Source organism: Ensifer sp. MJa1 (genome assembly GCF_037026475.1).
Classification (GTDB): domain Bacteria; phylum Pseudomonadota; class Alphaproteobacteria; order Rhizobiales; family Rhizobiaceae; genus Ensifer.
In genome coordinates this window covers 188,172-213,166 of the sequence record NZ_JAKUMO010000010.1, presented here as the reverse complement: position 1 = coordinate 213,166, position 24,995 = coordinate 188,172, and the positions used below count along the sequence as shown (strand labels likewise).

25 protein-coding genes and 2 pseudogenes are annotated in these 24,995 nt (G+C 62.4%); 8 read left to right on the top strand and 19 right to left on the bottom strand.

The window, feature by feature from the left end:
* The 5 genes from MKZ91_RS16100 to MKZ91_RS16080 all read right to left on the bottom strand — a co-directional run.
* Positions 1-538 (bottom strand): ferrochelatase (locus tag MKZ91_RS16100; RefSeq protein ID WP_336172013.1); only part of this gene is annotated, 538 nt, incomplete at its 3' end.
* Between the two features lie 116 nt (positions 539-654).
* Positions 655-2,535: a 5'-nucleotidase C-terminal domain-containing protein gene (locus MKZ91_RS16095; protein WP_336172012.1), complete on the bottom strand. Its 1,881-nt coding sequence runs from the start codon at positions 2,533-2,535 to the stop codon at positions 655-657.
* 226 nt (positions 2,536-2,761) lie between these two features.
* The gene (gene omp10 / locus MKZ91_RS16090) at positions 2,762-3,127 is read right to left on the bottom strand and encodes an outer membrane lipoprotein Omp10 (protein ID WP_336172010.1); all 366 of its coding nucleotides are present in this window, start codon (positions 3,125-3,127) and stop codon (positions 2,762-2,764) included.
* 172 nt (positions 3,128-3,299) lie between these two features.
* Positions 3,300-4,751: a homospermidine synthase gene (locus tag MKZ91_RS16085; protein WP_336172009.1), complete on the bottom strand. Its 1,452-nt coding sequence runs from the start codon at positions 4,749-4,751 to the stop codon at positions 3,300-3,302.
* 193 nt (positions 4,752-4,944) lie between these two features.
* The gene (locus MKZ91_RS16080) at positions 4,945-5,823 is read right to left on the bottom strand and encodes a heme-dependent oxidative N-demethylase family protein (RefSeq protein ID WP_336172008.1); all 879 of its coding nucleotides are present in this window, start codon (positions 5,821-5,823) and stop codon (positions 4,945-4,947) included.
* A 155-nt stretch (positions 5,824-5,978) separates the two neighbouring features.
* On the opposite strand from MKZ91_RS16080, the gene MKZ91_RS16075 reads away from it, so the two are divergent.
* Positions 5,979-6,929 (top strand): GGDEF domain-containing protein, encoded by a 951-nt coding sequence (locus tag MKZ91_RS16075; protein ID WP_336172007.1) that lies wholly within the window; start codon positions 5,979-5,981, stop codon positions 6,927-6,929.
* Here the strand turns inward: MKZ91_RS16075 and MKZ91_RS16070 are convergent.
* Genes MKZ91_RS16070 through MKZ91_RS16060 form a run of 3 tightly spaced genes read right to left on the bottom strand, consistent with a single transcriptional unit; the run spans position 6,894 to position 10,627 of the window.
* Positions 6,894-7,526, bottom strand: a complete 633-nt coding sequence (locus tag MKZ91_RS16070) for an aminotransferase class IV family protein (RefSeq protein ID WP_336172006.1) — start codon at positions 7,524-7,526, stop codon at positions 6,894-6,896. The two genes, MKZ91_RS16075 and MKZ91_RS16070, sit on opposite strands and share 36 nt — an antisense overlap.
* The gene (locus MKZ91_RS16065; protein WP_336172005.1) at positions 7,523-8,722 is read right to left on the bottom strand and encodes an aminodeoxychorismate synthase component I; all 1,200 of its coding nucleotides are present in this window, start codon (positions 8,720-8,722) and stop codon (positions 7,523-7,525) included. The genes MKZ91_RS16070 and MKZ91_RS16065 overlap by 4 nt, the downstream gene beginning before the upstream one ends.
* A 45-nt stretch (positions 8,723-8,767) precedes the next feature.
* Positions 8,768-10,627 (bottom strand): M3 family oligoendopeptidase, encoded by a 1,860-nt coding sequence (locus MKZ91_RS16060; RefSeq protein ID WP_336172004.1) that lies wholly within the window; start codon positions 10,625-10,627, stop codon positions 8,768-8,770.
* Between the two features lie 188 nt (positions 10,628-10,815).
* Between MKZ91_RS16060 and MKZ91_RS16055 the strand changes: the two are divergent.
* The 3 genes and pseudogenes from MKZ91_RS16055 to MKZ91_RS16050 all read left to right on the top strand — a co-directional run.
* Positions 10,816-12,061 (top strand): annotated as a pseudogene (locus MKZ91_RS16055) (sigma-54-dependent transcriptional regulator); the annotation flags it as partial.
* 86 nt (positions 12,062-12,147) lie between these two features.
* Positions 12,148-12,360, top strand: a pseudogene (locus MKZ91_RS31620) (helix-turn-helix domain-containing protein); the annotation flags it as partial.
* Between the two features lie 180 nt (positions 12,361-12,540).
* Complete coding sequence (locus MKZ91_RS16050) at positions 12,541-14,424, top strand: DUF882 domain-containing protein (RefSeq protein WP_336172002.1); 1,884 nt, start codon at positions 12,541-12,543, stop codon at positions 14,422-14,424.
* 139 nt (positions 14,425-14,563) lie between these two features.
* On the opposite strand, the gene MKZ91_RS16045 is transcribed toward MKZ91_RS16050, so the two are convergent.
* From MKZ91_RS16045 to MKZ91_RS16035, 3 genes are all read right to left on the bottom strand, one after another.
* On the bottom strand, positions 14,564-14,827 hold the full coding sequence (locus MKZ91_RS16045) for a DUF2312 domain-containing protein (RefSeq protein ID WP_336172001.1): 264 nt from the start codon (positions 14,825-14,827) through the stop codon (positions 14,564-14,566).
* Positions 14,828-14,952: 125 nt separating this feature from the next.
* A complete protein-coding gene (locus tag MKZ91_RS16040) occupies positions 14,953-15,258 on the bottom strand; it encodes a DUF1244 domain-containing protein (protein WP_336171999.1) in 306 nt (101 codons plus the stop codon).
* The gene (locus tag MKZ91_RS16035; RefSeq protein ID WP_336172025.1) at positions 15,255-16,064 is read right to left on the bottom strand and encodes an N-formylglutamate amidohydrolase; all 810 of its coding nucleotides are present in this window, start codon (positions 16,062-16,064) and stop codon (positions 15,255-15,257) included. The genes MKZ91_RS16040 and MKZ91_RS16035 overlap by 4 nt, the downstream gene beginning before the upstream one ends.
* Before the next feature lie 192 nt (positions 16,065-16,256).
* On the opposite strand from MKZ91_RS16035, the gene MKZ91_RS16030 reads away from it, so the two are divergent.
* Together MKZ91_RS16030 and pyk are read left to right on the top strand one after the other, a co-directional pair.
* Positions 16,257-16,733: a DUF1036 domain-containing protein gene (locus MKZ91_RS16030; RefSeq protein ID WP_442892292.1), complete on the top strand. Its 477-nt coding sequence runs from the start codon at positions 16,257-16,259 to the stop codon at positions 16,731-16,733.
* Positions 16,733-18,172, top strand: coding sequence for a pyruvate kinase (gene pyk / locus MKZ91_RS16025; RefSeq protein WP_336171998.1), 1,440 nt, complete (start codon positions 16,733-16,735; stop codon positions 18,170-18,172). The genes MKZ91_RS16030 and pyk overlap by 1 nt, the downstream gene beginning before the upstream one ends.
* A 19-nt stretch (positions 18,173-18,191) precedes the next feature.
* Here the strand turns inward: pyk and MKZ91_RS16020 are convergent, their stop codons facing one another.
* The 6 genes from MKZ91_RS16020 to MKZ91_RS15995 form a co-directional block, all read right to left on the bottom strand.
* Positions 18,192-19,208, bottom strand: a complete 1,017-nt coding sequence (locus tag MKZ91_RS16020) for an alpha/beta fold hydrolase (RefSeq protein WP_336171996.1) — start codon at positions 19,206-19,208, stop codon at positions 18,192-18,194.
* Between the two features lie 565 nt (positions 19,209-19,773).
* A complete protein-coding gene (locus MKZ91_RS16015) occupies positions 19,774-20,388 on the bottom strand; it encodes a hypothetical protein (RefSeq protein ID WP_336171995.1) in 615 nt (204 codons plus the stop codon).
* Between the two features lie 82 nt (positions 20,389-20,470).
* Positions 20,471-20,596: a type B 50S ribosomal protein L36 gene (ykgO, locus tag MKZ91_RS16010; protein WP_024271182.1), complete on the bottom strand. Its 126-nt coding sequence runs from the start codon at positions 20,594-20,596 to the stop codon at positions 20,471-20,473.
* A gap of 171 nt (positions 20,597-20,767) precedes the next feature.
* On the bottom strand, positions 20,768-21,823 hold the full coding sequence (locus tag MKZ91_RS16005; protein WP_336171986.1) for a 5-(carboxyamino)imidazole ribonucleotide synthase: 1,056 nt from the start codon (positions 21,821-21,823) through the stop codon (positions 20,768-20,770).
* Positions 21,820-22,284, bottom strand: coding sequence for a 5-(carboxyamino)imidazole ribonucleotide mutase (gene purE, locus MKZ91_RS16000; protein ID WP_336172024.1), 465 nt, complete (start codon positions 22,282-22,284; stop codon positions 21,820-21,822). Before purE ends, MKZ91_RS16005 begins: the two co-directional genes overlap by 4 nt.
* Positions 22,285-22,337: 53 nt before the next feature.
* Positions 22,338-22,541 carry a YdcH family protein gene (locus tag MKZ91_RS15995; protein WP_327498517.1) on the bottom strand — a complete coding sequence of 68 codons (204 nt, stop codon included), beginning with the start codon at positions 22,539-22,541 and terminating at the stop codon, positions 22,338-22,340.
* Between the two features lie 211 nt (positions 22,542-22,752).
* Between MKZ91_RS15995 and MKZ91_RS15990 the strand changes: the two genes are divergently transcribed.
* Positions 22,753-22,926, top strand: a complete 174-nt coding sequence (locus MKZ91_RS15990; RefSeq protein ID WP_336172023.1) for a YdcH family protein — start codon at positions 22,753-22,755, stop codon at positions 22,924-22,926.
* A 165-nt stretch (positions 22,927-23,091) separates the two neighbouring features.
* On the opposite strand, the gene MKZ91_RS15985 is transcribed toward MKZ91_RS15990, so the two are convergent.
* Positions 23,092-23,352 carry an ArsR/SmtB family transcription factor gene (locus tag MKZ91_RS15985; protein ID WP_336171983.1) on the bottom strand — a complete coding sequence of 87 codons (261 nt, stop codon included), beginning with the start codon at positions 23,350-23,352 and terminating at the stop codon, positions 23,092-23,094.
* Positions 23,353-23,451: 99 nt separating this feature from the next.
* Positions 23,452-24,231 carry a sulfite exporter TauE/SafE family protein gene (locus tag MKZ91_RS15980; protein ID WP_336171982.1) on the bottom strand — a complete coding sequence of 260 codons (780 nt, stop codon included), beginning with the start codon at positions 24,229-24,231 and terminating at the stop codon, positions 23,452-23,454.
* A gap of 107 nt (positions 24,232-24,338) precedes the next feature.
* Here MKZ91_RS15980 and MKZ91_RS15975 point away from each other — a divergent pair, with 107 nt between their 5' ends.
* Complete coding sequence (locus MKZ91_RS15975) at positions 24,339-24,986, top strand: thiamine phosphate synthase (protein WP_336171981.1); 648 nt, start codon at positions 24,339-24,341, stop codon at positions 24,984-24,986.
* The last annotated feature ends 9 nt before the right edge of the window (positions 24,987-24,995 follow it).

Genomic DNA, 24,995 nt, shown 5'->3' with positions numbered 1-24,995 from the left:
GAACCGTGCGCAGCGCCGGCTGCCAGCGCATCTTCAAAAGCGCCTCGAAAGCCTTGTCGTTGACAGTGGCGGTGGTGGCGGCTGCATATTGCGGATAGAGCGGGAAGACGAGGATGCGCTCACATCCGGCCTTCTGCAGCGCTTCCATGCGCGAGGCAATGGACGGCTGGCCGTAACGCATGCCCCAGTCGACGATCACGTTGGGCTGACCGGCAAAAGTCTCAGCCATCAGCTTGGCCTGATTGCGGGTGTAGGTCCTGAGATAGCTTTCGTTGAGGTCCTTGTTCCAGATCGTCTCATAGGCCTTGCCGACCTTGCCCGGGCGGGTGTTGAGCACGATGCCGAACAGGATCGGATACCAGAACAACCGCGACCATTCGATCACCCGGCGGTCGGTCAGAAACTCTTTCAGGTAGCGGCGCATCGAGGTGTAGTCGGTGCCGTCGGGCGTACCGAGATTGACCAGGAGAATGCCGACCTTTCCGGATTTGACGGAAGGGTGGTTGGCAGGGGTGCTCACGGCAAGCTGTTCGGTCATATCAGTCCTCGTCGGTCCCGTTCAATCGGGACACTGCCTTCGGTTTCAAATCCTTCTAAAAAGAAAAGCCGGCGCGGGGAAGCCCGCGCCGGCCCTGAAAGCAGAGGCAAATTGTCTTACTTTGCCGGAATCTCCAGTTCGGTGCCGACGTGCAGGTGGCGGGGCGCCGGCTTGCCGTTGGCTTCGGAGATCTTTGCCCAGAGAGCGCCATCGCCATAGAACGCCTTGGCGAGATCCCAGAGCGTGTCGCCCTTGGCAATCACGTGCTTCTGCGGGCCGCTGGCAGCGGCTGCTGTTTCGCCGCCGGAGGTCGCGGCCGGCTGGGCCGCAGCCGTGTCGGTTGCAGGCTTTGCTTCCGCTGCCGGTTCCGCCGTTGCCGCACTTGCCGCCGAGGCGACCTCGGTGATGCGGCCGTCGGTGTAGGGCTTGAACGGCTGGTGGGCAGCGAGGTAATCGGCAAGCACCGTTTCAAGGCCCGGACCGTAGTCGTAGGCCTTTTCACCCTTGTCCTTGAATACGTCGTAGCCGTCGCCGCCATTGCGCATGTAGTTGTTGGTCACAAGCGAATAGGTCTTGGCCGGATCGAGCGCGACATAACTCTCGCCTTCCTTCACCTCGACCGAGACGACACGGCTGCCGACGGGCTTCGACTTGTCGAAGGAATACTTCATGCCGGCCACCTGCGGGAAGCGGCCGCCGCCTTCCTCGAGCTTGCTGAGGCCGTTCTCCAGCGCTTCGCGGATGCCGTCGCCCTTGATCTGGAAGGTCGCCACCGTGTTCTGGAACGGAAGCACGGTGATGGCTTCGCCCATCGACACGTCGCCCGCGTCGATCGAGGCGCGCAAGCCGCCGCCATTGGTGATGGCGATGGTGACACCCTGGCCCTTGACACGGTCGAGCATGGCGTCGGCGACGAGGCTGCCCATCTGGCATTCCTTCGTGCGGCAATTTTCACGCGAACCATCGATCGGTTCTTCCGTCTTGGCGATGATCTTCGAGCGCAGCTCCTCGATCGGCTTGCCGAGTTCGGCGACGCGCGCCAGTACAGCCTCGTCCGGCTTGACCGAGGCGTCGACCAGGATCGGGTCGCCCTTGGCGGCCTTGACTACGCCCTTGTCGTCGAAGGTGACGACGAGATCGCCGAGATACTTGGTGTAGGACGCGGCCTGAACCACGGGGACCTTGTAGCCGCCGGGGTTGTCGACCATCGTCGGGTATGGACCCTCGGCTTTGGGGTCGGTGTTCGACAGCAGGCTGTGCGAGTGTCCACCGACGACGACGTCGACGTCCGGGATCTTGGCGATCGCCGCGAGGTCGCGCGGGTAGCCGACATGGGTGAGCGCGATGATCTTGTCGACGCCTTGCTTCTTCAGTTCTTCGACCGCAGCCGTGGTGGTGGCAACATCGTCGCCGATGAGGATGTCCGGGCCGGGGGAGGAGAGTTCCGGCGTGTCGTTGGCGACCGCGCCGACGATACCGACCTTCTGGCCGCCGACTTCGAGCACGATCGACGGCTTGATGCGGTCGCCGATCTTCGACTTGTGGCTCGGCAGCACGTTGGCGGTGACGACCGGGAAGGCGATCTTGTCGAGGAAGCCGGCAAGGCCATCCTCGCTCTCGTCGAATTCATGGTTGCCGACGGTCATCGCGTCGAACTTCATCAGGTTGAGGAATTCGGCCTCGGCCAGGCCCTTGTAGGTGGTGAAGAACAGCGATCCCTGGAAATTGTCGCCGGCGTTCAGAAGCAGCGTGTTCTTGCCGGAAAGTTCCTGACGCTTCTGGTCGATCAGAGCCTTCAGGCGAGCGACGCCGCCGAAGCACTCGTTCTTGCCCTCCTCTTCGGCCGAGCAGGTCGAATCGAACTTGTTGATCGACTCGATGCGGGAATGGAGATCGTTGATGTGCAGGATGTTCAACTCATAATCGGCGAAGGCTGCGCCCGAGGAGAGGGCAAGGATGGACGCGGTCATCAGGCCGGTCCGCATGTATCTGATCATGATGTTCTCCTGTTTTGCCTGTTGTCGTCCGGCCGCATCCGGATCTGTCAAAGGGTCCGTTCCCCACGGCCGCGTGGCTTTGCCGGGCCGGATGTTTTCATCACTCGGCAAGGACTTCAAGCGCTAAAACTTCGTCCGCCGGTGTCAATTTGCAACGAGGTTAAATCGCGATGCTGCAACGAAAAAAGGGCCCCGAAGGGCCCTTGGTACTTGCCTGTTTTCTCAATTAGCCGCGCCGCGCGAGCGAGAACTGCGCACCGGCGTCGGTGGTGCAGTTGAGTTGGTTCTGCGTGACGAGAGCGCAAGCGACCTTGGACTGGGTGTTGCGCACCAGCGAGGTCATGTTGATCTCGACCAGCGTCGGGCTTGTCTTGGTGTAGTTGCCCGAGGCGAGCAGCTGGTTGGTGTCGGTCGTGCGCGTGGAGAACGTTCCGCCTGCGAAAGTCGAGACAATGCCGTTCGGATCGACCCAGGAACCTTCGACGCCGCTCGCCTGTTGTGCCGGCGGGCCCTCGATGACCCGTGGCGACGACTGGCAAGAGGCGAGCGCTGCCGCGGTTGCGAGTAGGGTCAGGACTGCGAATGGCTTCATAGGCGATTTCCCCCGCGTTGGGCCAGGCGGATTGTTTCATTCCGGCTGACCATGCCGCGATCATGAGTTGAAAGCAAGAGCGGCAAGGTGCTGCTTCGGGCTTTTCCGTTGCCGGTAAAAAGGCCCGGGGCACAGCTGTGCCCCGGGCCAGATGCGCTTGCGCGTCAAAAGCTTAGCGAACGAGGATGTTCTTGAACTGCCACGGATCCTTGGTGTCGATGTCTTCCGGGAACAGGCCCGGACGGCCGTCGAGCGGGGTCCAGTCGGTGTAGTGTCCCTCAACCGGACCGAGATACTGCAGCTGTACTTCCAAGCAGCGCTTGTAGTCCATTTCGTCGGCTTCGACGATGCCGGACTTCGGGTTCTCGATCGCCCAGACCATGCCGGCCAGAACCGCCGAGGTCACCTGCAGGCCGGTCGCGTTCTGGTAGGGCGCGATGCGGCGGGTCTCTTCGAGCGACAGGCGCGAACCGTACCAGTAGGCGTTCTTGTCGTGGCCGTAGAGCAGCACGCCGAGTTCGTCGACGCCGTCGACCAGTTCCTTTTCGTCAAGGACGTGGTGCACCGGCTGGGCGTTGCCGCCGTTGCCGAACATCTCGTGAAGCGACAGAACGGCGTCGTTGGCCGGATGGTAGGCATAGTGGCAGGTCGGGCGATAGGTCACTTCACCGTCCTTGTCGCGAACGGTGAAGAAGTCCGAGATCGAGATCGCCTCGTTGTGGGTGACGAGGAAGCCGTACTGCGGGCCTGGCGTCGGGCACCAGGTGCGCACGCGGGTGTTGGCGCCCGGTTGCTCCAGATAGATCGCCGCCTTGCAGCCCTTCTTGTGCTTCTTGGCGTTCTTCGGCATCCAGTTCTCATGGGTGCCCCAGCCGAGTTCGGCCGGCTGCAGGCCTTCCGAGATGAAGCCTTCGACCGACCAGGTGTTCCAGAAGGTGTTGAACGGCTTCGGGTTCTTGGTGCGCTGGGTGTCGCGCTCGGCGATGTGCACGCCCTTGACGCCGACCTTCTTCATCAGCTTCGCCCAGCCTTCGCGGTCGTCCTGATGCGGCTCGTCGTATTTAAGGCCGAGGTCGTTTGCGAGGTTCAAGAGGCCCTGCTTGACGAACCAGGAGACCATGCCCGGGTTGGCGCCGCAGGTGGAAACCGCGGTGGTGCCGCCCGGGTTCTTTTCCTTTTCCTTGCGGACGGTTTCGCGCAGCGCGTAGTTGGTGCGATCGGCATTGTCCATTTCGGCGTCGAAATAGAAGCCGAGCCACGGCTCGACGACCGTATCGATGTAGAGCACGTCGAGCTTGCGGCACAGCTTGATGATGTCAAGCGAGCCGGTGTCGACCGAAAGGTTGACGCAGAAGCCCTGGCCTTCGCCTTCGGTCAGAAGCGGCTTCAGCAGTTCCTTATAGTTGTCCTTCGTCACATGCGCGCGAACGTGACGAACGCCATGCCGCTCGAAAATTTCGTTGTCGGCAGCGTCCTCACGGGGCTCGACCACGATCAACCGGTTCTTGTCGTATTTGAAGTGGCGCTCGATCAGCGGCAGGGTGCCGCGACCGATCGAACCGAAGCCGATCATGACGATCGGACCGGTGATCTCGCCGTAAACCGGATAGGTGGTATCTGCCATTTTTGTCTTTCTCCTGAGAAAACTTCCCTGTGACGATGGGTGACGAAGCGTGAGGAAGCGGCCGGTGCCGCTGTTCTGGCTTGATCAATGTGCCGCAGCGGCTGTTGGTGTCCTTGAAGACACGCGGCGCTGTAGAGCATAGTTTGCTGTCACAATAAAGAGCCGGCCGGTCAACCGCTATTTGAGAGTGTGCTTAACCGGCGATCGAAAGCAGGGCGGTGGCGAGCGAGTCCCTTTTGCTGACGAGACCCTTGTAGGCAGCCTGCGGCAAGGTGAGGGCGCGCAGCTGGTCGACGAACGCGTGCGAGAGCTCCGCGGCGTCCGGTCGGCGGCGCAGCATCGTCAACGGATCGGAATAGATCCGGATGGTAAAGACGATCGCGCCCGTTCGCGGCAGCTTGCGCAGTGTCTGCCGCTCGATGCGGATGAAGGTGCTGTCCTCCGTCAAGGCGATCGCTTCGGCGGCAACACCTTCGCACTTCGATTTCGGCAGGTGCAACCGGCCATCGACATTGACCGCCCAGTTGAAGCGTTCGACGAAGCGGCCGGGAGGGAGATTGTCGAACATGCGGGCGATCAGTTCGGCGTTGCGGGTTCCGTGCTCGAAGCCCGGCACCGGCGCATGGATCTCGTCCATGGTGCGTCCGTATTTCTCGGTCAGCGCCCAGGACGAGGGAAAGGCGACGTAGCCGGCTCCAAGCCGCCAGCCATCATCGGTCCGCTGCATGATCACGAGGTCATCCTGGACGAGTGATCCGGCTACCACGAGCGGCGCGTCAGAACCAAGGCCCACGCGCCGTTCGCCGATCGTCATCGTATCGCCGTCGAGATGATAGATGTCGGGATATCGGCTCTGCAGGTAGTCGACCAGCACGGACAGCAGCTCGCCCTGTGCCTCCCCGCTGCCGTCGGCGGCGGCAAAGACGGTCGCGCGCACTTCAGAAAGAAGACGCTTTTTTTCCTCGAGATAGTGCTGTAGCTGTTCGTCAGGCTCGATCCAGCGATCAGGATCAAGCTGGGTGAGGCCGATGGTGAAGGGCTTGGAGGAACCGTCGTAGGGCGTATGCTTCATGCTGAGCGGCCAGACCGGGGCTGTGATTTAACCATAATCCCTATCGTTTCGCATGGTGGGGCGCTTGTCACAAGCGCTTCGTGCTATAGCTTTGATGGGAGCATCCGCTTCGCGCCATGATTGATTTTCTTGTCCGACCGGAGGCGTGACAGTCCGTGAACGGTAGTCATCTCAAGGCCCTTCAGGCCTTACAAAGCAAAACACCCGTGTTGATCGCCCTTTACGATCAGCACGATCGCCTGCGATTTGCCAATCCGGCGTTTCGCACCGCTTACCATGTCGGCCCCGAGGAGAGCCCGACCTGGGCGGAGATCATGCGCCGCAATCATGCCGCCGGCCAGGGAACGGTTCTCAAGACCGAGGACATCAATGCCTGGATCGCCTCGACGACGCATCGCCGCGGCAAGACGCCATTTCGTGCCATGGAAACGGACCTGCATGACGGGCGCTGGCTGTGGATGACGGAAACCGTGGACGCGGACGGCTGGATGCTTTGCATCGCCGTCGACGTCACGTCGATCCACGCGGAAGAACGTGAGCTCAGGCAGGACCGCGACTTTGCCCTCAGGGCAGCGCAGGTCGACGAACTGACGAGTGTGCCGAACCGTCGCTATACGATGGGGCGTCTCACCGAGTTCATCTCCAATTGCGCCGAAAACCCGCATATGTGGGGCTGCGTGGCGATCATCGACATCGATTACTTCAAGGCGATCAACGACCGCCACGGGCACCAGCGCGGCGACGAGGTTTTGCTCGACTTTGCCCGCCAGATGCAGGAATTCGTCCGTCGTTCGGATTGCTTCGGCCGGATCGGCGGTGAGGAGTTCATGCTGATCCTTCCCGATACCACGATCAGCGAAGGCAATCGCATTCTCGACCGGCTGCTCGAACGGGTGCGCAGCTCCCGTCCGCTCGAGAACATTCCGGAATTCTTCTACACCTGCTCGGTCGGACTTGCGGAGTACCGTGACGGCGATACCGTCAGCGATCTCTACGCGCGTGCCGACCAGGCGCTCTATCTCGCCAAGCGGGATGGCCGCGATCAGGTCAGGCGCTATACGCTTCCCGGTTCAGACCCGGAGGCGCACCCGGATCATTCCGCGTAGAGAATTGCCGACATAAAGGGCGCCCCGGTCAAGGTCTTCGGGCGAAAGCCGGGCGGTGCGGGCGCGTCGCGTGCAAATCATCTCGGTGCGCAAGACGCCGGAAAGCAGGCCGCAGGCAACCGGCGGCGTCTTCAGGACGCCGCTGCCGTCGTCGAGGAAGATCGACGTGATGGTCCCCTCGCAAACCTCGCCTTTTTCGTTCAGCAGGATGACCTCGTCCGCATCTGCGGATGAAAATTCCGCACGCGCCTTCTCGTAGACGGTGCGGCAACTGGTCTTGTAACGCAGCAGCGGATCGCTGGACGCGAGCCGTGTTTCGGCAATCCGCACGTTCCAGACCGTGTCTTCGGGCAAGGGCGCGAAGGGGGCAGTCTTCACCTCGATCCTTCCGTCCGGGAAAAGCTCGAGCCGCACGCGGTGCACGGGCGTGTCGCCCTCGTTTGCCGCTGCCGCGGAAAGTGCCCTTTCCGCGCCTTCCGCGCCGGGAATACCGAGCCGCCGCGCCGACCGCTTCAGCCGTGCCAAGTGCAACGGCAGTCGAACGAATCCGCTCTTGCTGTCATGGCGCAGGGTTTCGATCAGCGAGAAATCCGTCATCGCGCGATCTCGTCGTCACCAAGTGCTGCTTTGCCCTCGCCCAGCGCGATCTTGTCGTCACCGACTGCGAAGCGGGCCTTCAGCAGGCATTCCTCATACTCCGACTGGGCGTTGCTGTCGAAGACGATACCGCCACCGACGTTGAAGACCGCCTCTCCGTTTTCGAAGAGAGAGATGGTGCGGATCGCGACGCTGAAGCGCATGACGCCGTTTGGCGCGATAAAGCCGATGGCGCCGCAATAGGCGTCGCGCGGCCCGTCTTCCAGATCGTGCAGGATTTCCATTGCCCGCATCTTCGGCGCGCCGGTGATCGAACCGCAGGGAAAGAGTGCGGCGAAGATGTCCTTTAGACCGATCTCGGGCAAGAGCTTGGCCCGGACATGGCTCACCATCTGATGCACGGTCGGGTAGGTCTCGATCTCGAACAACTTGGGGACGCTGAGCGTGCCGACTTCGGTGATGCGCGAGATGTCATTGCGCAGGAGATCGACGATCATCCGGTTTTCGGCCTGGGTCTTTTCGTCAGCGCGCATGGCCGCGATGATCTCGGCGTCTTCGGCCGCCGATGCGCCGCGCCTGGCCGTACCTTTCATCGGATGGGTTTCGATCCAGCCGTCCGTGTCGACGCGGAAGAACAGCTCCGGCGAACGCGAGAGCAGGATCGGCCCGTCGAGCGCGACGAGAGCACCATATTTCACCGGCTGCCGGTCGATCAGCGACCAGAAGGCAGCGCGCGGATCGCCGGACCAGCGGGCCCGGATCGGCATCGTCAGGTTGGCCTGGTAGCAATCGCCCTTCCGCAGATGCTGGTGCAGGCGATCGAAGCGCTCACGGTAGGTGTCAAAATCCCAGCCGGCGCGCGGCTCGCTGAGGAACGGTTCGTTTTCCATCCGCCGCCGCGGCTCGGCAACGGGGTGCTCTTCCACGGGCGCATCGAAGATGCCGAAGGACATCAGGGGCGTTTCGCGGTTCTCTTCGGCAAAGCCTGCGAGTTTCTCCTCGAAGAGATGGCCGGCCTCGTAGGCCATGAAACCGGCGATCCACTTGCCGGCTTCATGGGCGCGCTCCAGCTCGGCGAGCCCGCGGCTGAATTCGGCCTTCGTTCGGGCGGTAACAACGCGCAAAGGCTCAGCGAAAACTGTGGTGCGGTTCTCGCTGTCGTCCCGGAACAGCACATAGGGTGCGGTGTCGTTCATTCTGCTGTCTTGTCGATCGCGCCGTGATCCGGACCTGTGTCCGGATCAGGCCTTATCAAGCGCCTCGAGTTCGTCGATGAGTCCCTCGATCATCGACAGTCCCTGTGCCCAGAACGACGGATCGGTGGCATCGAGGCCGAAGGGGGCGAGCAGCTCGGAATGATGCTTGGTGCCGCCGGCCTTCAGGAGTTCGAAGTACTTCTCCTGGAAGCCTTTTTCGGCATTCTGGTAGACCGCATAGAGCGAGTTCACCAGGCAGTCGCCAAAGGCGTAGGCGTAGACGTAGAACGGCGAATGGATGAAGTGGGGGATATAGGCCCAGTAGGTCTCGTATCCCTCGGAGATCCGGATCGCCGGGCCGAGGCTCTCGTTCTGCACCGACAGCCACAGCTTGCCGATATCGTCTGCCGTCAGCTCGCCGTCCTTGCGGGCGGTATGAACCTTGCGCTCGAATTCGTAGAAGGCGATCTGGCGCACGACCGTGTTGATCATGTCCTCAACCTTCTGGGCGAGCATGGCCTTGCGCTCGCGCTTGTCCTTCGTCTGGTCCAGCAGCGCACGGAAGGTCAACATCTCGCCGAAGACCGAGGCGGTTTCGGCAAGCGTCAGCGGGGTCGATGCCATCAGCGCGCCCTGGCCACCGGCCAGCACCTGATGCACGCCGTGTCCGAGCTCGTGGGCGAGCGTCATGACGTCGCGCGGCTTGCCCATGTAGTTGACGAGCACGTAAGGGTGTGCCGAGGGGACCGTCGGATGGGCGAAGGCGCCCGGCGCCTTGCCGGGGCGCACTGGCGCGTCGATCCAGCTCTCGTCGAAAAAGCGGCGGGCGATTGCTGCCATTTCGGGATCAAAGGCGTTGTACGCGGACAGTACCGTGTCCTTGGCCTTGCTCCACGGGATCAGCGCATTTGGTGTTTCCGGCAGGGGCGCGTTGCGGTCCCAGAAGTCCATCTGTTCCATACCGAGCCACTTTGCCTTCATCGCGTAGTAGCGATGCGACAGGCGCGGATAGGCGGATTTGACCGCTTCGGCCAGCGCGTCGACCACCTCGCGCTCGACGCGGTTGGCCAGATGCCGGCTGTCGGCGATGTCCTTGAAGCCGCGCCAGCGGTCGGAGATTTCCTTGTCCTTGGCCAGCGTATTGGTGATCAGCGTGAAGGTGCGGATGTTGGTCTTGAACGTTTCGGCAAGCGCCGCCGCCGCCTTCTTGCGAACTTCGGTCGAGGGATCCTGCAACAGGTTGAGCGCGACTTCGAGCGGCAGCGCCTCGTCGTCGACGGTGAAGGTGAGGCTTGCCATGGTCTCGTCGAACAGCCGGTTGAAGGCGGCCGCACCGGTCATCGATTTTTCCAGGAACAATTGCTCCAGCTTGTCGTCGAGCTGGTAGGGTTTGTCCATACGCAGGTCCGTGAGCCAGGGCTTGTAATGCGCGGCGATCGCGTCGTTCTCAAGCGCCTTGTCGAGGATCGCATCATCGATACGGTTGAGCTCCAGTGAGAAGAACAGAAGATGCGCCGACATGTCGGTGAGCTTCGACTGGACGTCGCCATAGAGCTTGCCGTTTTCGGGTTTCGACGTGTCCGAGAAATAGGTGAGGCCGGCAAAGGAGGCGATGCGGCCCATGACGTCTTCGAGGGCCTCGAACTCCCTGACAGCAGTGCCGATGCCGCCGTCACCGGCTTTCGTCGCGGCCTCTGCAAGCTTGCCTTTCCACTTGGTCTCGAAGGCGACGGCATCGGTTTCGGCCTTCTTCAGGTCGTTGCGAAACGCATCCGAGGTGGCCGAGGGATAAAGGTCCTCCAATCGCCAGGAGGGCAAATCGCCGAGATCCGCGGTGGCGCCATGGCTGTGCCCTGCGGCGGCGCGGGCGACGGAAAACTCGGGGGCGAAGGGGCGGAAGGTCATCGTCGGATTTCTCTCGTTCGCGTCAGGAAGGGGCAAGCGATGCGGGTTCCATTGCTATCGCCGGCGATGGATAAAATGCAAGCATTTCTCAAAACATGATGTTCAGCCCTTTATGGCACAGATGCCTGACGTGATTTGGCACATGAGGTTGGCCAAATAGTTCCGCGTGTCCAGAGCAGGAGGCTTCCGTGACATCACATATTCTGGTCATCGATGACGATCCGGTACAGCGCCGGTTGCTGACGAACATGATCGAGCGTCTCGGCCATGTGGCGCATCTCGCCGACAACGGCCGTAGCGGCCTGGAACTGCTGGAACGCAAGGGGGGCATGATCAATGTCATCCTTCTCGATCTGCTGATGCCGGAAATGAACGGTCACGGGTTCCTGGATGCGTTGGCCGAGCGCGGCGTCGATACGCCGGTGATCGTCCAGACGGGGCAGGGCGGCATCGAGACCGTCGTTCACGCGATGCAGGCGGGGGCCTTCGACTTCCTGGTCAAGCCTGTCTCCCCTGAGCGGCTTTCGGTTGCGATCGGCAATGCGCTGAAGATGGCGAGCCGGGACGGCAAGGTGAAGACCTCGCGCCGTCCGCGCGGCGGCGCCGTCGGCTTCGAAGATATCGTCTCGGCCAGCCCGGCGATGATCCGGGTGATCGATCTGGCGCGCCGCGCGGCGCAGTCCAACATTCCGATCGTGCTTGAAGGCGAGTCCGGCGTCGGCAAGGAAATGGTCGCTCGCGCCATCCAGTCGGCAAGCGAGCGGGTCGGCAAACCGTTCGTGACCGTCAACTGTGGCGCGATCCCGCACAATCTGGTCGAGAGCATTCTCTTTGGCCACGAGAAGGGCGCCTTCACCGGTGCAACGGAAAAGCACACGGGCAAGTTCGTCGATGCGGACGGCGGCACCCTGTTCCTCGACGAGATCGGCGACCTGCCGCTCGAGGTTCAGGTCAAGCTCCTTCGCGCCGTGCAGCAGGGCGAGATTGAGACGATCGGTGCCCGCCACCCGCAGAAAGTCAATGTCCGGCTGATTTCGGCGACCAACAAGGACCTGATCAACGAGGTGCGTGAGGGACGGTTCCGCGAGGACCTCTATTACCGCCTCAATGTCTTCCCGATCACCATTCCGGCGCTGCGTCGCCGCAAGGAGGACATCCCCGTGCTGGTGCGCTCCTTCGTCGAGCGTTTCGCCGCCGAGCAGCGCCTGCATGCGCCGATCACCATCTCCAGTGGCGCGATGGCGCTTCTGACCGCCTATGACTGGCCGGGCAACATCCGCCAGCTCGAAAACGCCATCTTCCGGGCCGTCGTGCTTGCGGAAGGCAATGAGCTGACGGTGAAGGATTTCCCCCAGGTCGCCACCCAGATTCCCGGCTATGTCGTCTCCGACCGCTCCGGTTTCTCCTGGGGCGAGGCTGGTCCGGAACGGGCGACGACGCCCGCCGAACAGGTGCCGAATGTCTATCCGGACTTCGCCAGCGCCGCCAAATCGATGGAGACCGACCACGGGCACGACCCGCGCCTGGAGAACGCGATCGCCAGCGTCGACGAGGGTGGAGACGTCAGAAAGCTCGCGGAAGTGGAGGAGGAACTGATTCGTTTCGCGCTGAAATTCTACCGCGGACAGATGAGCCAGGTCGCGCGCAAGCTCGGCATCGGCCGGTCCACGCTCTACCGCAAGCTCAAGGATTATGGCATCGATCCCGATAACCCATTGAGAGATGCTGCATAAAATCGACGCATTCACTCTTCATTAGCCGTGCTATTCCGTCACCGCCGTTTAGACCTTGTTAGTGAACTGTTCACTATATTATAAGGGGCGGTGACGACTGTGGCATATTTGCCATGCTGTCACCTTATTTGACAGTCATCTGAGACAGCGAAGCACGGTTGTCCGTCGGACGGGGATTGAATGCCAAATTTGTTCGGTTTTAAGAAGCCTCTCGGCTCCTTGGCGAGAGTCTGCTCGGCGATAACCCGTAAGGTGCCGCAGGTTCTTACATCCGTTGCTCTCGCGGCTGCCCTCGTGACGCCTGGTTTCGCGCCTCCTGTCGAGGCCGCCGGCCAGACCCGAACGCTGAAACTCTATTTCATTCATACCCAGGAAAAGGCGCAGATCACCTTCAAGCGCAACGGCCGCTACGACCCCAAGGGGCTGCAGGAGGTCAACCGTTTCCTGCGCGACTGGCGGCGCAACGAACCGACGAAGATGGATCCGCGCCTGCTCGACCTTGTCTGGGAAGTTTACCAGAAGAGCGGATCGCGCGACTACATCCACGTCGTCTCGGCCTATCGTTCGCCGGCCACCAACGGCATGCTGCGCTCGCGTTCCAAAGGTGTCGCCAAGAAGAGCCAGCACATGCTCGGCAAGGCGATGGACTTTTACCTGCCCGACGTGAAGCTGAAGACGCTGCGCGAAATCGGTGTGAAATTTCAGGTGGGCGGCGTCGGTTATTACCCGACCTCCGGCTCGCCCTTCGTACACATGGACGTCGGTGGCGTTCGCGCCTGGCCGCGCATGAGCCGTGCCGAACTGGCACGTCTCTTCCCCGACGGCAAGACCATGCATCTGCCCTCCGACGGCAAGCCGCTTCCGGGTTATGACCAGGCGGTCGCCGATTACAAGCGCCGTGTCGGCGCGTCGGCGATCCAGGTTGCCGGTGGCGGTGCCACGGGCCCGGGCGATACCGCAAGCGGCAAGCGTAAGGGCAACCTGTTCGCCATGCTCTTTGGCGGTGGCGGTGACGAGGATGAAGAACCTTCGGCAATTGCCGCCGGCCCCGGCTCCGACGAGGAAGGCGGCGCTGCGCCGGCAAAGGTTCAGACGGCCTCCGCGCCTGCTGCCCAGGAAGCGCTGCCCGGCGTAGCCGGCTCTGTCGCGGCCGAACCTGCAGCCGCTGCTGCTACGGCCACGGCAACCGAACAGAACATCAATGCGCCGGTTCCAGCTGTCCGTCCCGCCTTCAAGGATGCGCCTGCCGACGGTGGCGTCGCGGTCGCCCTGGTTGCGCCGCAGGCGAACCCGGCCCAGGAAGCGCTGGCCGCTGCCTTGCCGCAGACCTCGGAAACGGCGAGCGAATTTGCCGATCTCGGCGCGATGAAAGTGCCGGTGCCGCAGATGCTTGATCGTCGCGACATGAACACGCTCGTCGCTTCGGCCGATCCTTCGGCGGACCTGCAGGCGCTTGGCTTCGTCCCGGTTCCGGCCGTGCGCCCGGCCGACGATACGGCTCTTGCTGCCGTTGCCGAGGCCACGGTTGCGGTTCCGGCCTTCTCGGATCGTCCTGCCGTTGCCGCTGCAGAACCTGCGCGTGACATAGCTGCAGAGGCCCAGACCCGGGTTGCTCTGGCTCAGCCGACGCCGGCTGAACGCCAGCCCGTGTCCCAGCAGCCCATATCGCAGCCGCCGATCGAGATGGCAGCCTACGCGCCGCAGTCGAGCACGAATTCCCGTGCGGCGATCTTTGACAACGCGTTCGACACTGAGGCCGAAGCTCCGGCCAAGGGTGGCCGGCCGAAGAAGAACGATGCGGATGCGCAGGCCCGCGCGTCGGTTCGTACCGAGCCGAAGCTCACCCAGAAGATCATCTCGGAATGGGCGCTGACGACCGGTCGTGTCGCCACGCTGTCCAAGCCCGTCAAGGCGCCGCGCTTCGTCAGCAAGTCGCTGCGCGCCGCACCGACGACGGTTTATGCCGCCGGCTTCTCGAGCAGCGCCGGGCCGACTGTCGACACGGCCCGCTTCAGCGGCAGTGCGGTCAACTTCATGGAAGTGAAGAAGTTCAGCACCAACTGAGTTCGATCAAGACAGACCAAGAAAAAGCCCGCGGAACCGGCGGGCTTTTTGTTTCTGCGCATACTGAAGGTCGGTTGGCACCGATCCCTGCCTTGCGAGCCGACGCTTAGGCAGCGCCGGCCAGGCGGCTGCGAAGGCCTTATTCTCCCTCGGCTGCCGGCACCATGCCGAGCGCCTGGAGGTAAGTGTCGAGGATCGCTTCCTGTTCCATGCGCTCGTCGTGGTCCTGCTTGCGGATCGAGATGACCTTGCGCAGGATCTTGGTGTCGAAGCCCATCGACTTGGCTTCGCCGTAAACATCCTTGATGTCGTCGGCTATGGTCTTCTTTTCTTCTTCGAGGCGCTCGATCCGTTCGATGAAAGCGCGAAGCTGATCGCGGGCGACGCCGTGAGCATCCGACATGGTCTTCTCCTTGATGCAGGGAAATGAATTTCTTGGGTGCCGTGACGTGCCGCGAACGGACGCCGAGGTCAAGGGTGATTGCGCAACAACCGGGTCATTTCCGTGGCGAAGCCGGCGGTACGGTCCTATTCCTTTGGGCGATTGAGCTCGAAGGCCGCCTTCTGCTCGGCAGTCGCTTCCCCCTGGTAGCGTGCGCGCCATTCCTCATAGGGCATGCCATAGACGATCTCGCGCGACGCTTCCTTGTCGAGCGGGACACCTTCCGCCTCGGCCGCCTCGCGGTACCAATTGGAGAGGCAGTTGCGGCAGAAGCCGGCAAGGTTCATCAGGTCGATGTTCTGAACGTCGTTGCGCTCGCGCAGATGCGCGACAAGCCGGCGAAATGCAGCCGCTTCGAAGGCGATCTGCTGTTCCGGTGTGAGTTCGGTCATGGATTTTCATCCTCTCTGTCGTAAGCGCCGGTGCGCGAGGGATGGCGCTCGTAACGGTGCAGGTCAGGTCTTGCATTGAGATCCGACAGGATCGGCGCCAGCCGGTCCGCCCAGACGGCAACACCCGCGTCGTCGGCGATCAAATCCTGGCGGACCTCGATCAGGGCATGTGCTATGCCCGGCACCATGCAATGCCGGAACATGGTATCGCCGCGCAGCGCGCCATCATAGGGCTCGTTGTTGCCGACGACGATATCGCCTGATGCCTCGAGCCTGTCGATCAATGGCAGGACGGCACGTGGATCGTTGTCCCAGAGGACCGCCGCATGCCAGGGCCGGGCGACACCCTTCCAGGCGGGCGTAAAGGAGTGAATGGAAATGATCAGCGGCGCTCCGCCATGCGCCTCAGCGCTTCGACGAATGGTGTCGGAAACGGCGCGATGATAGGGGCGGTGGAAGCGATTCAGCCGGTTGTCCCACTCTTCGCCGGAAATCGGGTGGTTGCCCGGGACGATCGCGCCATCGGAAATCTTCATGATCAGCGTCGGATCGTCTTCGCCGCGGTTGGGATCGATCAGCAGGCGGGAAAAGCAACCAAGCACGGCCGGTGCGCCGAGCATTTGAGACAGGCGCCGCACCAGCCGCTCGACGCCGATGTCGTAGGCGATGTGGCGCTCGAATGCCGCGGCGGGAAGGCCGAGACTGCCGTATTCCGCCGGCAGGCGGTTCATGGCGTGATCGGCGAGAAGGACGAGCCCGGTTGTGGGATTGGCTTCGATAATCTCAAAGGGAGAGTAGTGCTGCATGCCGGTCCAGTCTGTGTTCAAGCCCTGTCTCGCTGATCGCACGCGCGCGCGTCAATCGCAAGAAAGACGCAACTGTTTAGCGCATTTTGAAAGCAATTTGCTGATTGTAATCGATTAGTGTTGCGTTGACTTTCGAGGCTGGCCGTCGCAAGAAAGTGCCACGCAAACCAAAACGGAGTTCCATCGGAAACCGTGTCCAGATATCCTTTCTCCAAAGCGAAGCCGGGGCTGACGACACTGGGAGGTATCCTCCTGTTTTTCCTGGCGACCTCAAGCTCATTTCTCTATGCCGGCGATGCGCGCGCCGACTTCCGTGTCTGCAACGGCACCCAGACTCTGGTGGGCGTGGCCATCGGCTACCGTGCCAAGGACGGCTGGGTAACGGAGGGCTGGTGGCAGGTTCCGGCCACCACCTGCGCGACGCTCATCGAGGGCGAACTCCAATCACGATACTATTATCTCTACGCGGAAGATGCGGCCCGGGGCGGCCGCTGGACCGGTGACGTCAACATGTGTGTCGCCGAGAACGAGTTCAAGATCACGGGCGTCCAGGACTGCTTCGCCCGCGGCTTCCAGCGCATGGGATTCAAGGAATACGACACGGGGCGTCAAGGGAGCTGGATGGTTCAGCTTTCCGACTCGTCCGGCACGCAGGAAAGCCAGAATTGATGAAGCGGAACAGAAAAGTCAAAATCCTCGCCACGCTCGGACCGGCGTCTTCCGACGAGCAGATGATCCAGAAGCTGCACGAGGCAGGGGCTGATCTGTTCCGTATCAACATGAGCCATGCCAGCCACGACGTGATGCGCACGCTCGTTCAGCGCATCCGCGCCGTCGAAGCGCGCTGTGGCCGGCCGATCGGCATTCTCGGCGACCTGCAGGGCCCGAAGCTGCGCGTTGGCAAGTTTGCGGAAGGCAAGGTCGACCTCAAGGTCGGGCAGACCTTTACCCTCGACAACAGGGACGAGCCCGGCGACAACACCCGCGTTTTCCTGCCGCATCCGGAAATCCTGGAAGCGGTCAAGCCGGGCCACCGGCTGCTCATCGACGACGGCAAGCTGCATTTGAAGGCTGAAAAGACAGACGGCAAGAGCATCGTCACCACGGTCGTCGCCGGCACCAAGATTTCCGACCGCAAGGGCGTCAGCCTGCCCGACACGCTTCTCGCCGTCGGCGTCCTGACCGACAAGGACCGCGCCGACCTTGACGCTCTTCTGGCGACTGGCGAGTTCGACTGGGTGGCGCTTTCCTTCGTGCAGCGCCCGGAAGACCTGGCCGAAGTCCGCAAGATCGCCCGCGGCCGCGTCGGCCTGATGTCGAAGATCGAGAAGCCGCAGGCGCTCGACCGGATCGACGAGATCATCGAACTTTCCGATGCCCTGATGGTGGCGCGTGGGGACCTTGGCGTCGAAATGCCGCTGGAATCAGTGCCGGGGCTGCAGAAGCAACTGACGCGCGCATGTCGACGCGCCGGCAAGCCGGTGGTCGTCGCCACCCAGATGCTGGAATCGATGATCTCCGCGCCGGTGCCGACACGCGCCGAAGTCTCGGACGTTGCGACCGCCGTGTTTGAAGGTGCGGACGCCGTGATGCTTTCGGCGGAATCGGCCTCCGGCGAGTATCCGGTCGAAGCCGTCTCGACCATGGCGTCGATCGCCAGCAACGTCGAACGCGACCCGCATTACTCCAGCATCATCTACGCCCAGCGCACGCCGCCGGAAGCAACCGGTGCCGACGCGATCTCGCTTGCGGCGCACCAGATTGCCGAGACGCTGAGGCTTTCGGCAATCGTCTGCTACACCTCATCGGGAACGACGGGTCTGCGCGCCGCTCGCGAGCGGCCGCAGGTGCCGATCATTGCGCTCTCGCCGATCGTGCAGACGGCGCGTCGTCTTTCGGTCGTCTGGGGCCTGCATTGCGTGGTCACCGAGGATGCGACCGATCTCGACGACATGGTCAACCGCGCCTGCCGCATCGTTGCCGCGGAAGGCTTCGGCAAGCCCGGCGAACGCGTCATCATCTCCGCCGGCGTTCCGCTCGGCACGCCGGGCGCCACCAACATGCTGCGCATCGCCTATATCGGCTCGGACGGCATGAGCGGCGTCTAAAGCGCGCTTCCTGAAGAGATCAGGCCTGGGAAACTTCACCGGGCCTAGCAATCAGGCGGGCTTCGGCCCGCCTTTTTATTTCGTCGAGGTCGGTCGGCTGACCGGCGAGTTTCTCCAGGGCGGCAACAACGACATCGGTCACCACATAGTCGGGCTTGTGTCCAAGATTGCCGATCCAGACGAGCTGCGAACCGGGGATGTCGCGCGCGAGCCCGCGGGAATGGATGTCGGCCAGCACGATGCCGTCGCTGTCGCCGGTGATGATGACGGTCGGCGCGGCAATCTCGCGGTAGCGAGACGCGGTCGTGGTCAGATAGGCATGCAGGTTGGCAATGTCGCGGGCATTGCTGAGGAAGGTGGAAGGCCGCAACACCAGATGTGGCCCGGTCTTGTCGATATAGTCGGCCGGCCGTGGATTGGGCGAAAAGATCGAGCGGGTGCCGCGCTCGATCCGGCGCTGCCCCAAGGGCGTCACCAGGGTATGGGCAAAGAGCCAGCCGACGAACGGCAGCGCCGTCAGGTGGTAGTACCAGTCGATGCCGCCGGGCCAGGGATGCGTTGCCGGTGCCAGCAGCACGAGGCCGGCGGTCTTTTCCGGGTGATGAAGGGCGAAGCTCGCGGCGATGGCGCCGCCGAAGGAATGCCCGACGATGATTGCCCGCCGGATGCCGCGTTTTTCCATGAGGGCAGCAATGGCCGCCGCCTGGCCGTCCGGCAGGTCGTTGGTTGCACCGCCGCGCTCCGAATAGCCGTGGCCGGGACGATCGACGAACAGCATCTCGGCGCGACCGTCAAGGGCAGGGGCAAAGGCATGCAACTGGTCGAGCAGGTTGCCGCTGGCGCCGTGGATGAAGACGACCGGAGGCAGGTCAGCTCGCTCGCCCACGGGCAGGTGCACGCTGTTCATGTGATAGCCGCCGATGTCGATCAGCTCACCGACGTTCGGAAACCGGCGGGTAAACGCGCGCGCGTGCCAGAGGCTGTAGGCGATGCCGGTGAGGAGCAATCCGATGAGCAGCAGCGCGACTGGAAACATGGTCTCGATCCGACTTCCGGCGCCGTTGTTCTCAAGGCGCTTGACGTCCGTCCGCAAGGGACGGCTGTGACCGCAGCATCAGCCATCGCGGCCAGATATCGTCGACGGCACGCTGGCGGGCAATCACGAACTCCGGCAGCGCGCTGTCCCGATCGCCCTTGTTGTAACGGTTCTCGCTCCGATCGACAACGATCACAGGTGCAGCGCCAAATTGGTCGGCGTTGATGTCGACGATGAAATTACCGCATTCGACCCAGGCATGGCCGCCAGCTGCCGTCCCAGAAAAAGCCGAAAGCGCCGATCTCCGGCTCCGAGGGGGCTGTGCGCGGCGTTCTCGAAACCCATTGGGCAATCGAAGCCCTCGGCCCGCAGGGCGCGCAGCAGAAACAGGCTGGTGCGCCGCAGGTCCATTGCGAGGGGATTGTGGGGATGTCGCCACCCCAGGCCCGATGCCATTCTAGCCAGATCGGCTCGATGAAGCGGCGCGCACGTGTTGCGAGCTCATGCAGGGCGGTCGGATCAGAGTGAAGAGGCGTCATCGCAGTGGCGGCAGCGGGGGGTGCGGTCAGGTCTTGCTGCCGGCCAGCTTCTCGGCCAACTCACTGAGTTGCTCCTGGGCGTTGCGGTCGGCCGGGTAGATCTCCAGGAACTGTTCCCACGCCCGCAGGGCCAACTCATCCTTGCCCGAGGCACCAAGGATCGCCGCCATGCCGGCGAGCGCCCCGAAGTGGCGCGGTTCGATCGCCAGCACGCGGTTGATGTCCGACATCGATTTTCTGTAGTTGCCCATTGCATAGTGCAGGGTAGCGCGGCGGTTCCAGCCTTCGACATAGTTGGGTGCAAGCGTGATCACCTGGTCGAGGATGTCGAGGGCTGCAGCCTGCTTGTTGTCGGTGACGGCCTTGTCGGCCCATTGCATCAGCAGATTGACGGTGGCGCTGCCCGAATCCTGCCATTCCATCCGGATCTGGTTGGAAAGCTCGCGCGCCTTCTCGGCATCCCGTTCCTTCTTGAGGTCGGAAAACAGGGCGTCAAGGCGCTGCTTCGGTGTCGTGAGGCTGGCTGATTCCGTTTGAGGCGAAGCCTCTGCCGCGAAGGCAAAATTGCCAGCTCCGGGGGAGGTGGCGAGCAGGGCGGCGACCGCCAGAATCAAGGGTACAAAAACTCGCATGGCGAGCATGTTAGCTCGCCATGGATCAACTTCAAAATCAATTCTGGGACACCGCTATTGCGATGCCGCAGGACAGATACCCTGTCGGGCCTCAGCCCTGACGAGCCTTGAAGCGCGGGTTCTGCTTGTTGATGATGTAGATGCGGCCCTTGCGACGAACCAGACGGTTTTCGCGGTGACGAGCCTTCAGCGACTTGAGCGAATTCTTGATCTTCATTTTCCTGATCCGCAGGTTTCGGGGAAACAAAATTCGCCCGGTATCTCTAACAATCAAAAGCGCGCCGTACAGCGCGCTCCTTAAGGTGGGATGGCAAATACCGTGTCACCCCTTAAGTGTCAACCGCAAGACGGCCCATTTTTACCGCCTTGCCCCGCATTTCTGCAGCTTTCAGCCACGGATGAGGCGGGTAACGTGGCCCATCTTGCGGCCCAGGCGGGCTTCAGTCTTGCCGTAGAGATGCACGAGGACGTCGTCCGTGGCAAGCCAGGCGGGAACATCGGCCATGTCGTCGCCGATCAGGTTCTGCATCACGCAGTCCGAATGGCGCTGCGGATTGCCGAGCGGCAACCCGGCAACGGCGCGGATGTGCTGCTCGAACTGCGAGACGACACAGGCAGCCTCCGTCCAGTGACCGGAATTGTGCACGCGCGGCGCCATTTCATTGGCGACCAGACTGCCATCCGCAAGCACGAAGAACTCGACGCCGATGACCCCGACATAGCCGAGCGCGTCGAGGATCGCCTTCGCCGCGTGCCGCGCCGTGTCGGCGGTGGCTGAGCTCAGTGCGGCGGGCACGGTCGAGGTGTGAAGGATGCCGTTGCGATGGACGTTCTCCGCCGGGTCGAAGCAGGCGACTGCGCCATCGGCCGACCTTGCGGCGATGATTGAGACTTCCCGCTCGAAAGGCACGAAGCTCTCGAGGATCAAGGGAACGCTGCCGAGTGCGGCATAGGCACCGGCCGGGCTGTCGGCTGTCGAGCGGAAGACGCGTTGTCCCTTGCCGTCGTACCCGAGGCGCCGGGTTTTCAGCACGCCGGTGCCGCCGAAATCGTGAAGTGCCGCTTCGAGGTCAGCCTGGCTATCGACCGCATGGAAGCGCGCGGTGGCGATGCCGCAGTTGTTGATGAAGCGCTTCTCGACGAGGCGATCCTGTGCCACTTCCAGCGCCTTTGGTGGCGGGAAGACGGGACGCTTGGCCGCGAGCCGTTCGGCAGCCGCGACCGGGACATTCTCGAATTCGTAGGTGATGATGTCGCTGACGTCGGCAAGCTTTGCGAGCGCGGCTTCGTCGTCATAGGCCGCAATGATCTGGTCGTTTGCGACCTGGGCGGCCGGACAGTCCAGCTGGGGCTCGAGGATGACGGTGCGGAAGTTCAGTCGGGCGGCTGCCATCGCCAGCATGCGGCCGAGTTGGCCGCCGCCGATAATGCCGATGGTCGTCATGCCTCGTCCACCGGATACTCGGCGACCGCGATCGTCTGTTGTTCACGCCAGTCGTCGAGCCGGTCAGCGAGATCCTCGTCGCTGAGCGCCAGCACGGCTGCGGCAAGCAGTGCCGCGTTGACGGCGCCGGCGCGGCCAATCGCCAGCGTGCCGACCGGAATGCCGGCGGGCATCTGGACGATGGACAGCAGGCTGTCCTGACCGGAGAGCGCCTTGGATTGCACCGGGACGCCGAAGACCGGCAGCGGGGTCATCGAGGCGCACATGCCGGGAAGGTGTGCTGCACCGCCTGCGCCGGCGATGATCACCTTGAAGCCCTCGTCGCGGGCGCCCTTGGCGAAATTGACGAGCCGGTCGGGCGTGCGGTGTGCGGAAACGATGCGGGCCTCATAGGCAATGTCGAGCGCGTCGAGCGTATCGGCGGCGTTCTTCATCGTTTCCCAGTCCGACTGGCTTCCCATGATGATGGCGACGGGTGGGGTCGTGGTGTCGATCACGTCTTCAGGTGTCCGCTTCAGGCAATGATGTCTGGAATGATCTGGTCTTCGATCTTGGTGATCTTGTCCTTGATGACCAGCTTCTTCTTCTTCATGCGCTGAATTCTCAGCGCATCGCAGCCGGTCTGGATCATGGCATTGATGGCAGCATCATAGTCTTCATGTTCCTGCCTCAGCCGCGCGGCGGTCAATCTGAGTTCGGCCTGGTCCTGGTCCGGCATGCAAAGCGATCCCCATCAGCCCGGTTGCGAAGTCCTCCTCGAACCGGAATTTCATGCCGCTCTATCACATCTTGGGCGGTAACGGGAAGTTATCCGTCGTCATCATTTCGCCTTCGACAAATGAAAAATGGCGTGGCACAGTAGTAAGGTTACAACCATGGAACATCCGGCATTTGCCTGCCGGATGCAAGCAAAAGGAAGGGACTGCCAAATGACTGTTGAGGCTCATCTTGCAACGCTTGAGAAGAAACATGGCGCCCTGGAGCAGGAACTCCATGCAGCGATGAATCAGCCGTCTGTGGAAGACGAGCAGATCACCGATATCAAGCGGCGGAAGCTGCGCATCAAGGACGAAATCGAAAGACTTCGCTCCTCAACTCACTGATTATCAAAGGTATTTCCCAGTACTATCGGGAGGCGCTATCTCCCCCCTCTGAGAAAGCGCAACAAGGTTTAGAACCAATCCCCCACGACGGAAGATACGGAATGCTCGACCGGGCTTGATGCCCGGTCGTTTTCATGTCGGCAGCCCCCAGATCCGGCTCCATGCTCAAGACCAGAATTGGTCGAGCCACAGATTGAGGCGGTCGAAGCCCGGTCGGTTGATCGCGTAGATCCGGCGGGTGCCATTGGCCGAGACCGAGACCAGATTGCAGTCCAGCAAGGCTTTCAGGTGCTGCGAGACGGCCGGTCGGCTGATCGGCAGCCCCTCGGCCAATTCGTTTACGGTTCGCGGTGCACGCCTGAGTTCCTCCAGCAGGTGGCGCCGGTTCGGGTCCGCAATGGCATCGAAAGGGTCCGCGATCGTCATAGGCAAACGTTAGGCGAAAACGACAGAGGCGGCAAGAAAATTGTGCGGTGCGAAATGCTAATTTTGCTCTGCAATATTTCTGTAATACTTGCGGCTGGATCAACCGCCGGCAACGAGACTGTTGATGCCGTCCCATAGCAGTTTCGAGCCGGCGAGGAAGGCCATCGTATACATGAAGGGATAGAAGACCTGTGGCTTCATGCGGCGAACGATCCATGCGCCGCAGATGGTGGCGACGATGGCGAGCGGAAAGAGGGTCGCCGAGATCTTTAGGTTGCTGAGGTCGAGTTGCCCGAGCGCGAAGTAGGGGATCAGCTTGACCGCGTTCAGGATGGCGAAGAAGCGCACGATCGTGCCCGTGTATTCCCTTGGATCGAGTTGCAGCGGCAGAGTGTAGATCTGGAAGGGCGGGCCGCCCGCGTGGGCAACGAAGCTGCCGTAACCGGCAAAGGATCCCCACAGCGCTGCTGGACCTGCGCGTTGCTTTTTCGGCGCGATGGCAATGCCGTTGCGCATGCGCCAGACATTGTAGGTGTAGCGGAGCACGAAGAGCACGGTGATGAGCCCGATGATCAGGCGCAGAAGGTCGCGGGAAACATAGGCAGAGGTGGCCCAACCGATGAGGATGCCGGCAAGGGCGCCGGGCAACAGCATGAGGAGCGTCTTGCGGTTGCCGTGCTTGCGCCACATCCAGAGCGAGACGATGTCCATGGCGATCAGGATCGGCAAAAGCAGGGCGGCCGCCTGGACCGGCGACACCGCCATCGACAGGATCGGCACGCCCATGAGCGACAAGGCCTCGCCCATGCCACCCTTGCTGAGGCCAACGAGCAGAACTGCCGGAATGGCGATAAGATAGAAGTCGATATCGGGAAGCATGAGGGGCGGTTGATCCTTTTGCAGTCTCCGTCTATCGGTTTTCGGAAATGAAATCGAGCGCTGGTTTCGCCGCGTGAGCGGATACAGCCGGAAATGGACAAGTGAGCATGACAACAGAACGCTGCCGCCTGGTGCTGATCGCGCCCGACATGCCGGATCCGGCAGAACGTGCGACGGTGCTCGCCGACGCCTTGAAGGGCGGCGACGTCGCTTCGGTGATCGTGCCGCAATATGGCCTCGACGACGCCGAGTTCCAGAAACACGCCGAGCGGCTGGTGCCGGTCATCCAGGAGGCTGGCGCTGCCGCGTTGATCGAGGGCGATTCCCGCGTCGCTGGGCGGGCCAAGGCGGATGGCTTGCATATTGCCGGCAATGCCGAAGCGCTCGGCGAAGCCGTCGAGAAGCACACGCCGAAACTGATCGTCGGCGGCGGCAATGCCGCCGATCGGCATCATGCGCTCGAGATCGGTGAAGTGCGTCCGGATTACGTGTTCTTCGGCAAGACCGACGGCGACATCAAGCCCGAGGCGCACCCGAAGAACCTGGCGCTGGCGGAGTGGTGGGCCTCGATGATCGAGATCCCCTGCATCGTCATGGGCGGCACCGATCCGCAGTCGGCGCTCGCCGTCGCCGAGACCGGTGCCGAGTTCGTTGCTCTTCGCCTCGCCGTCTTTGGCGAGCCGGGACAGGCGCCATCCGTCGTTGCTGCGGTCAACGCACTTCTTGACGAAAAAGCGCCACGGTTTGAAGATTAAGACGTTTCG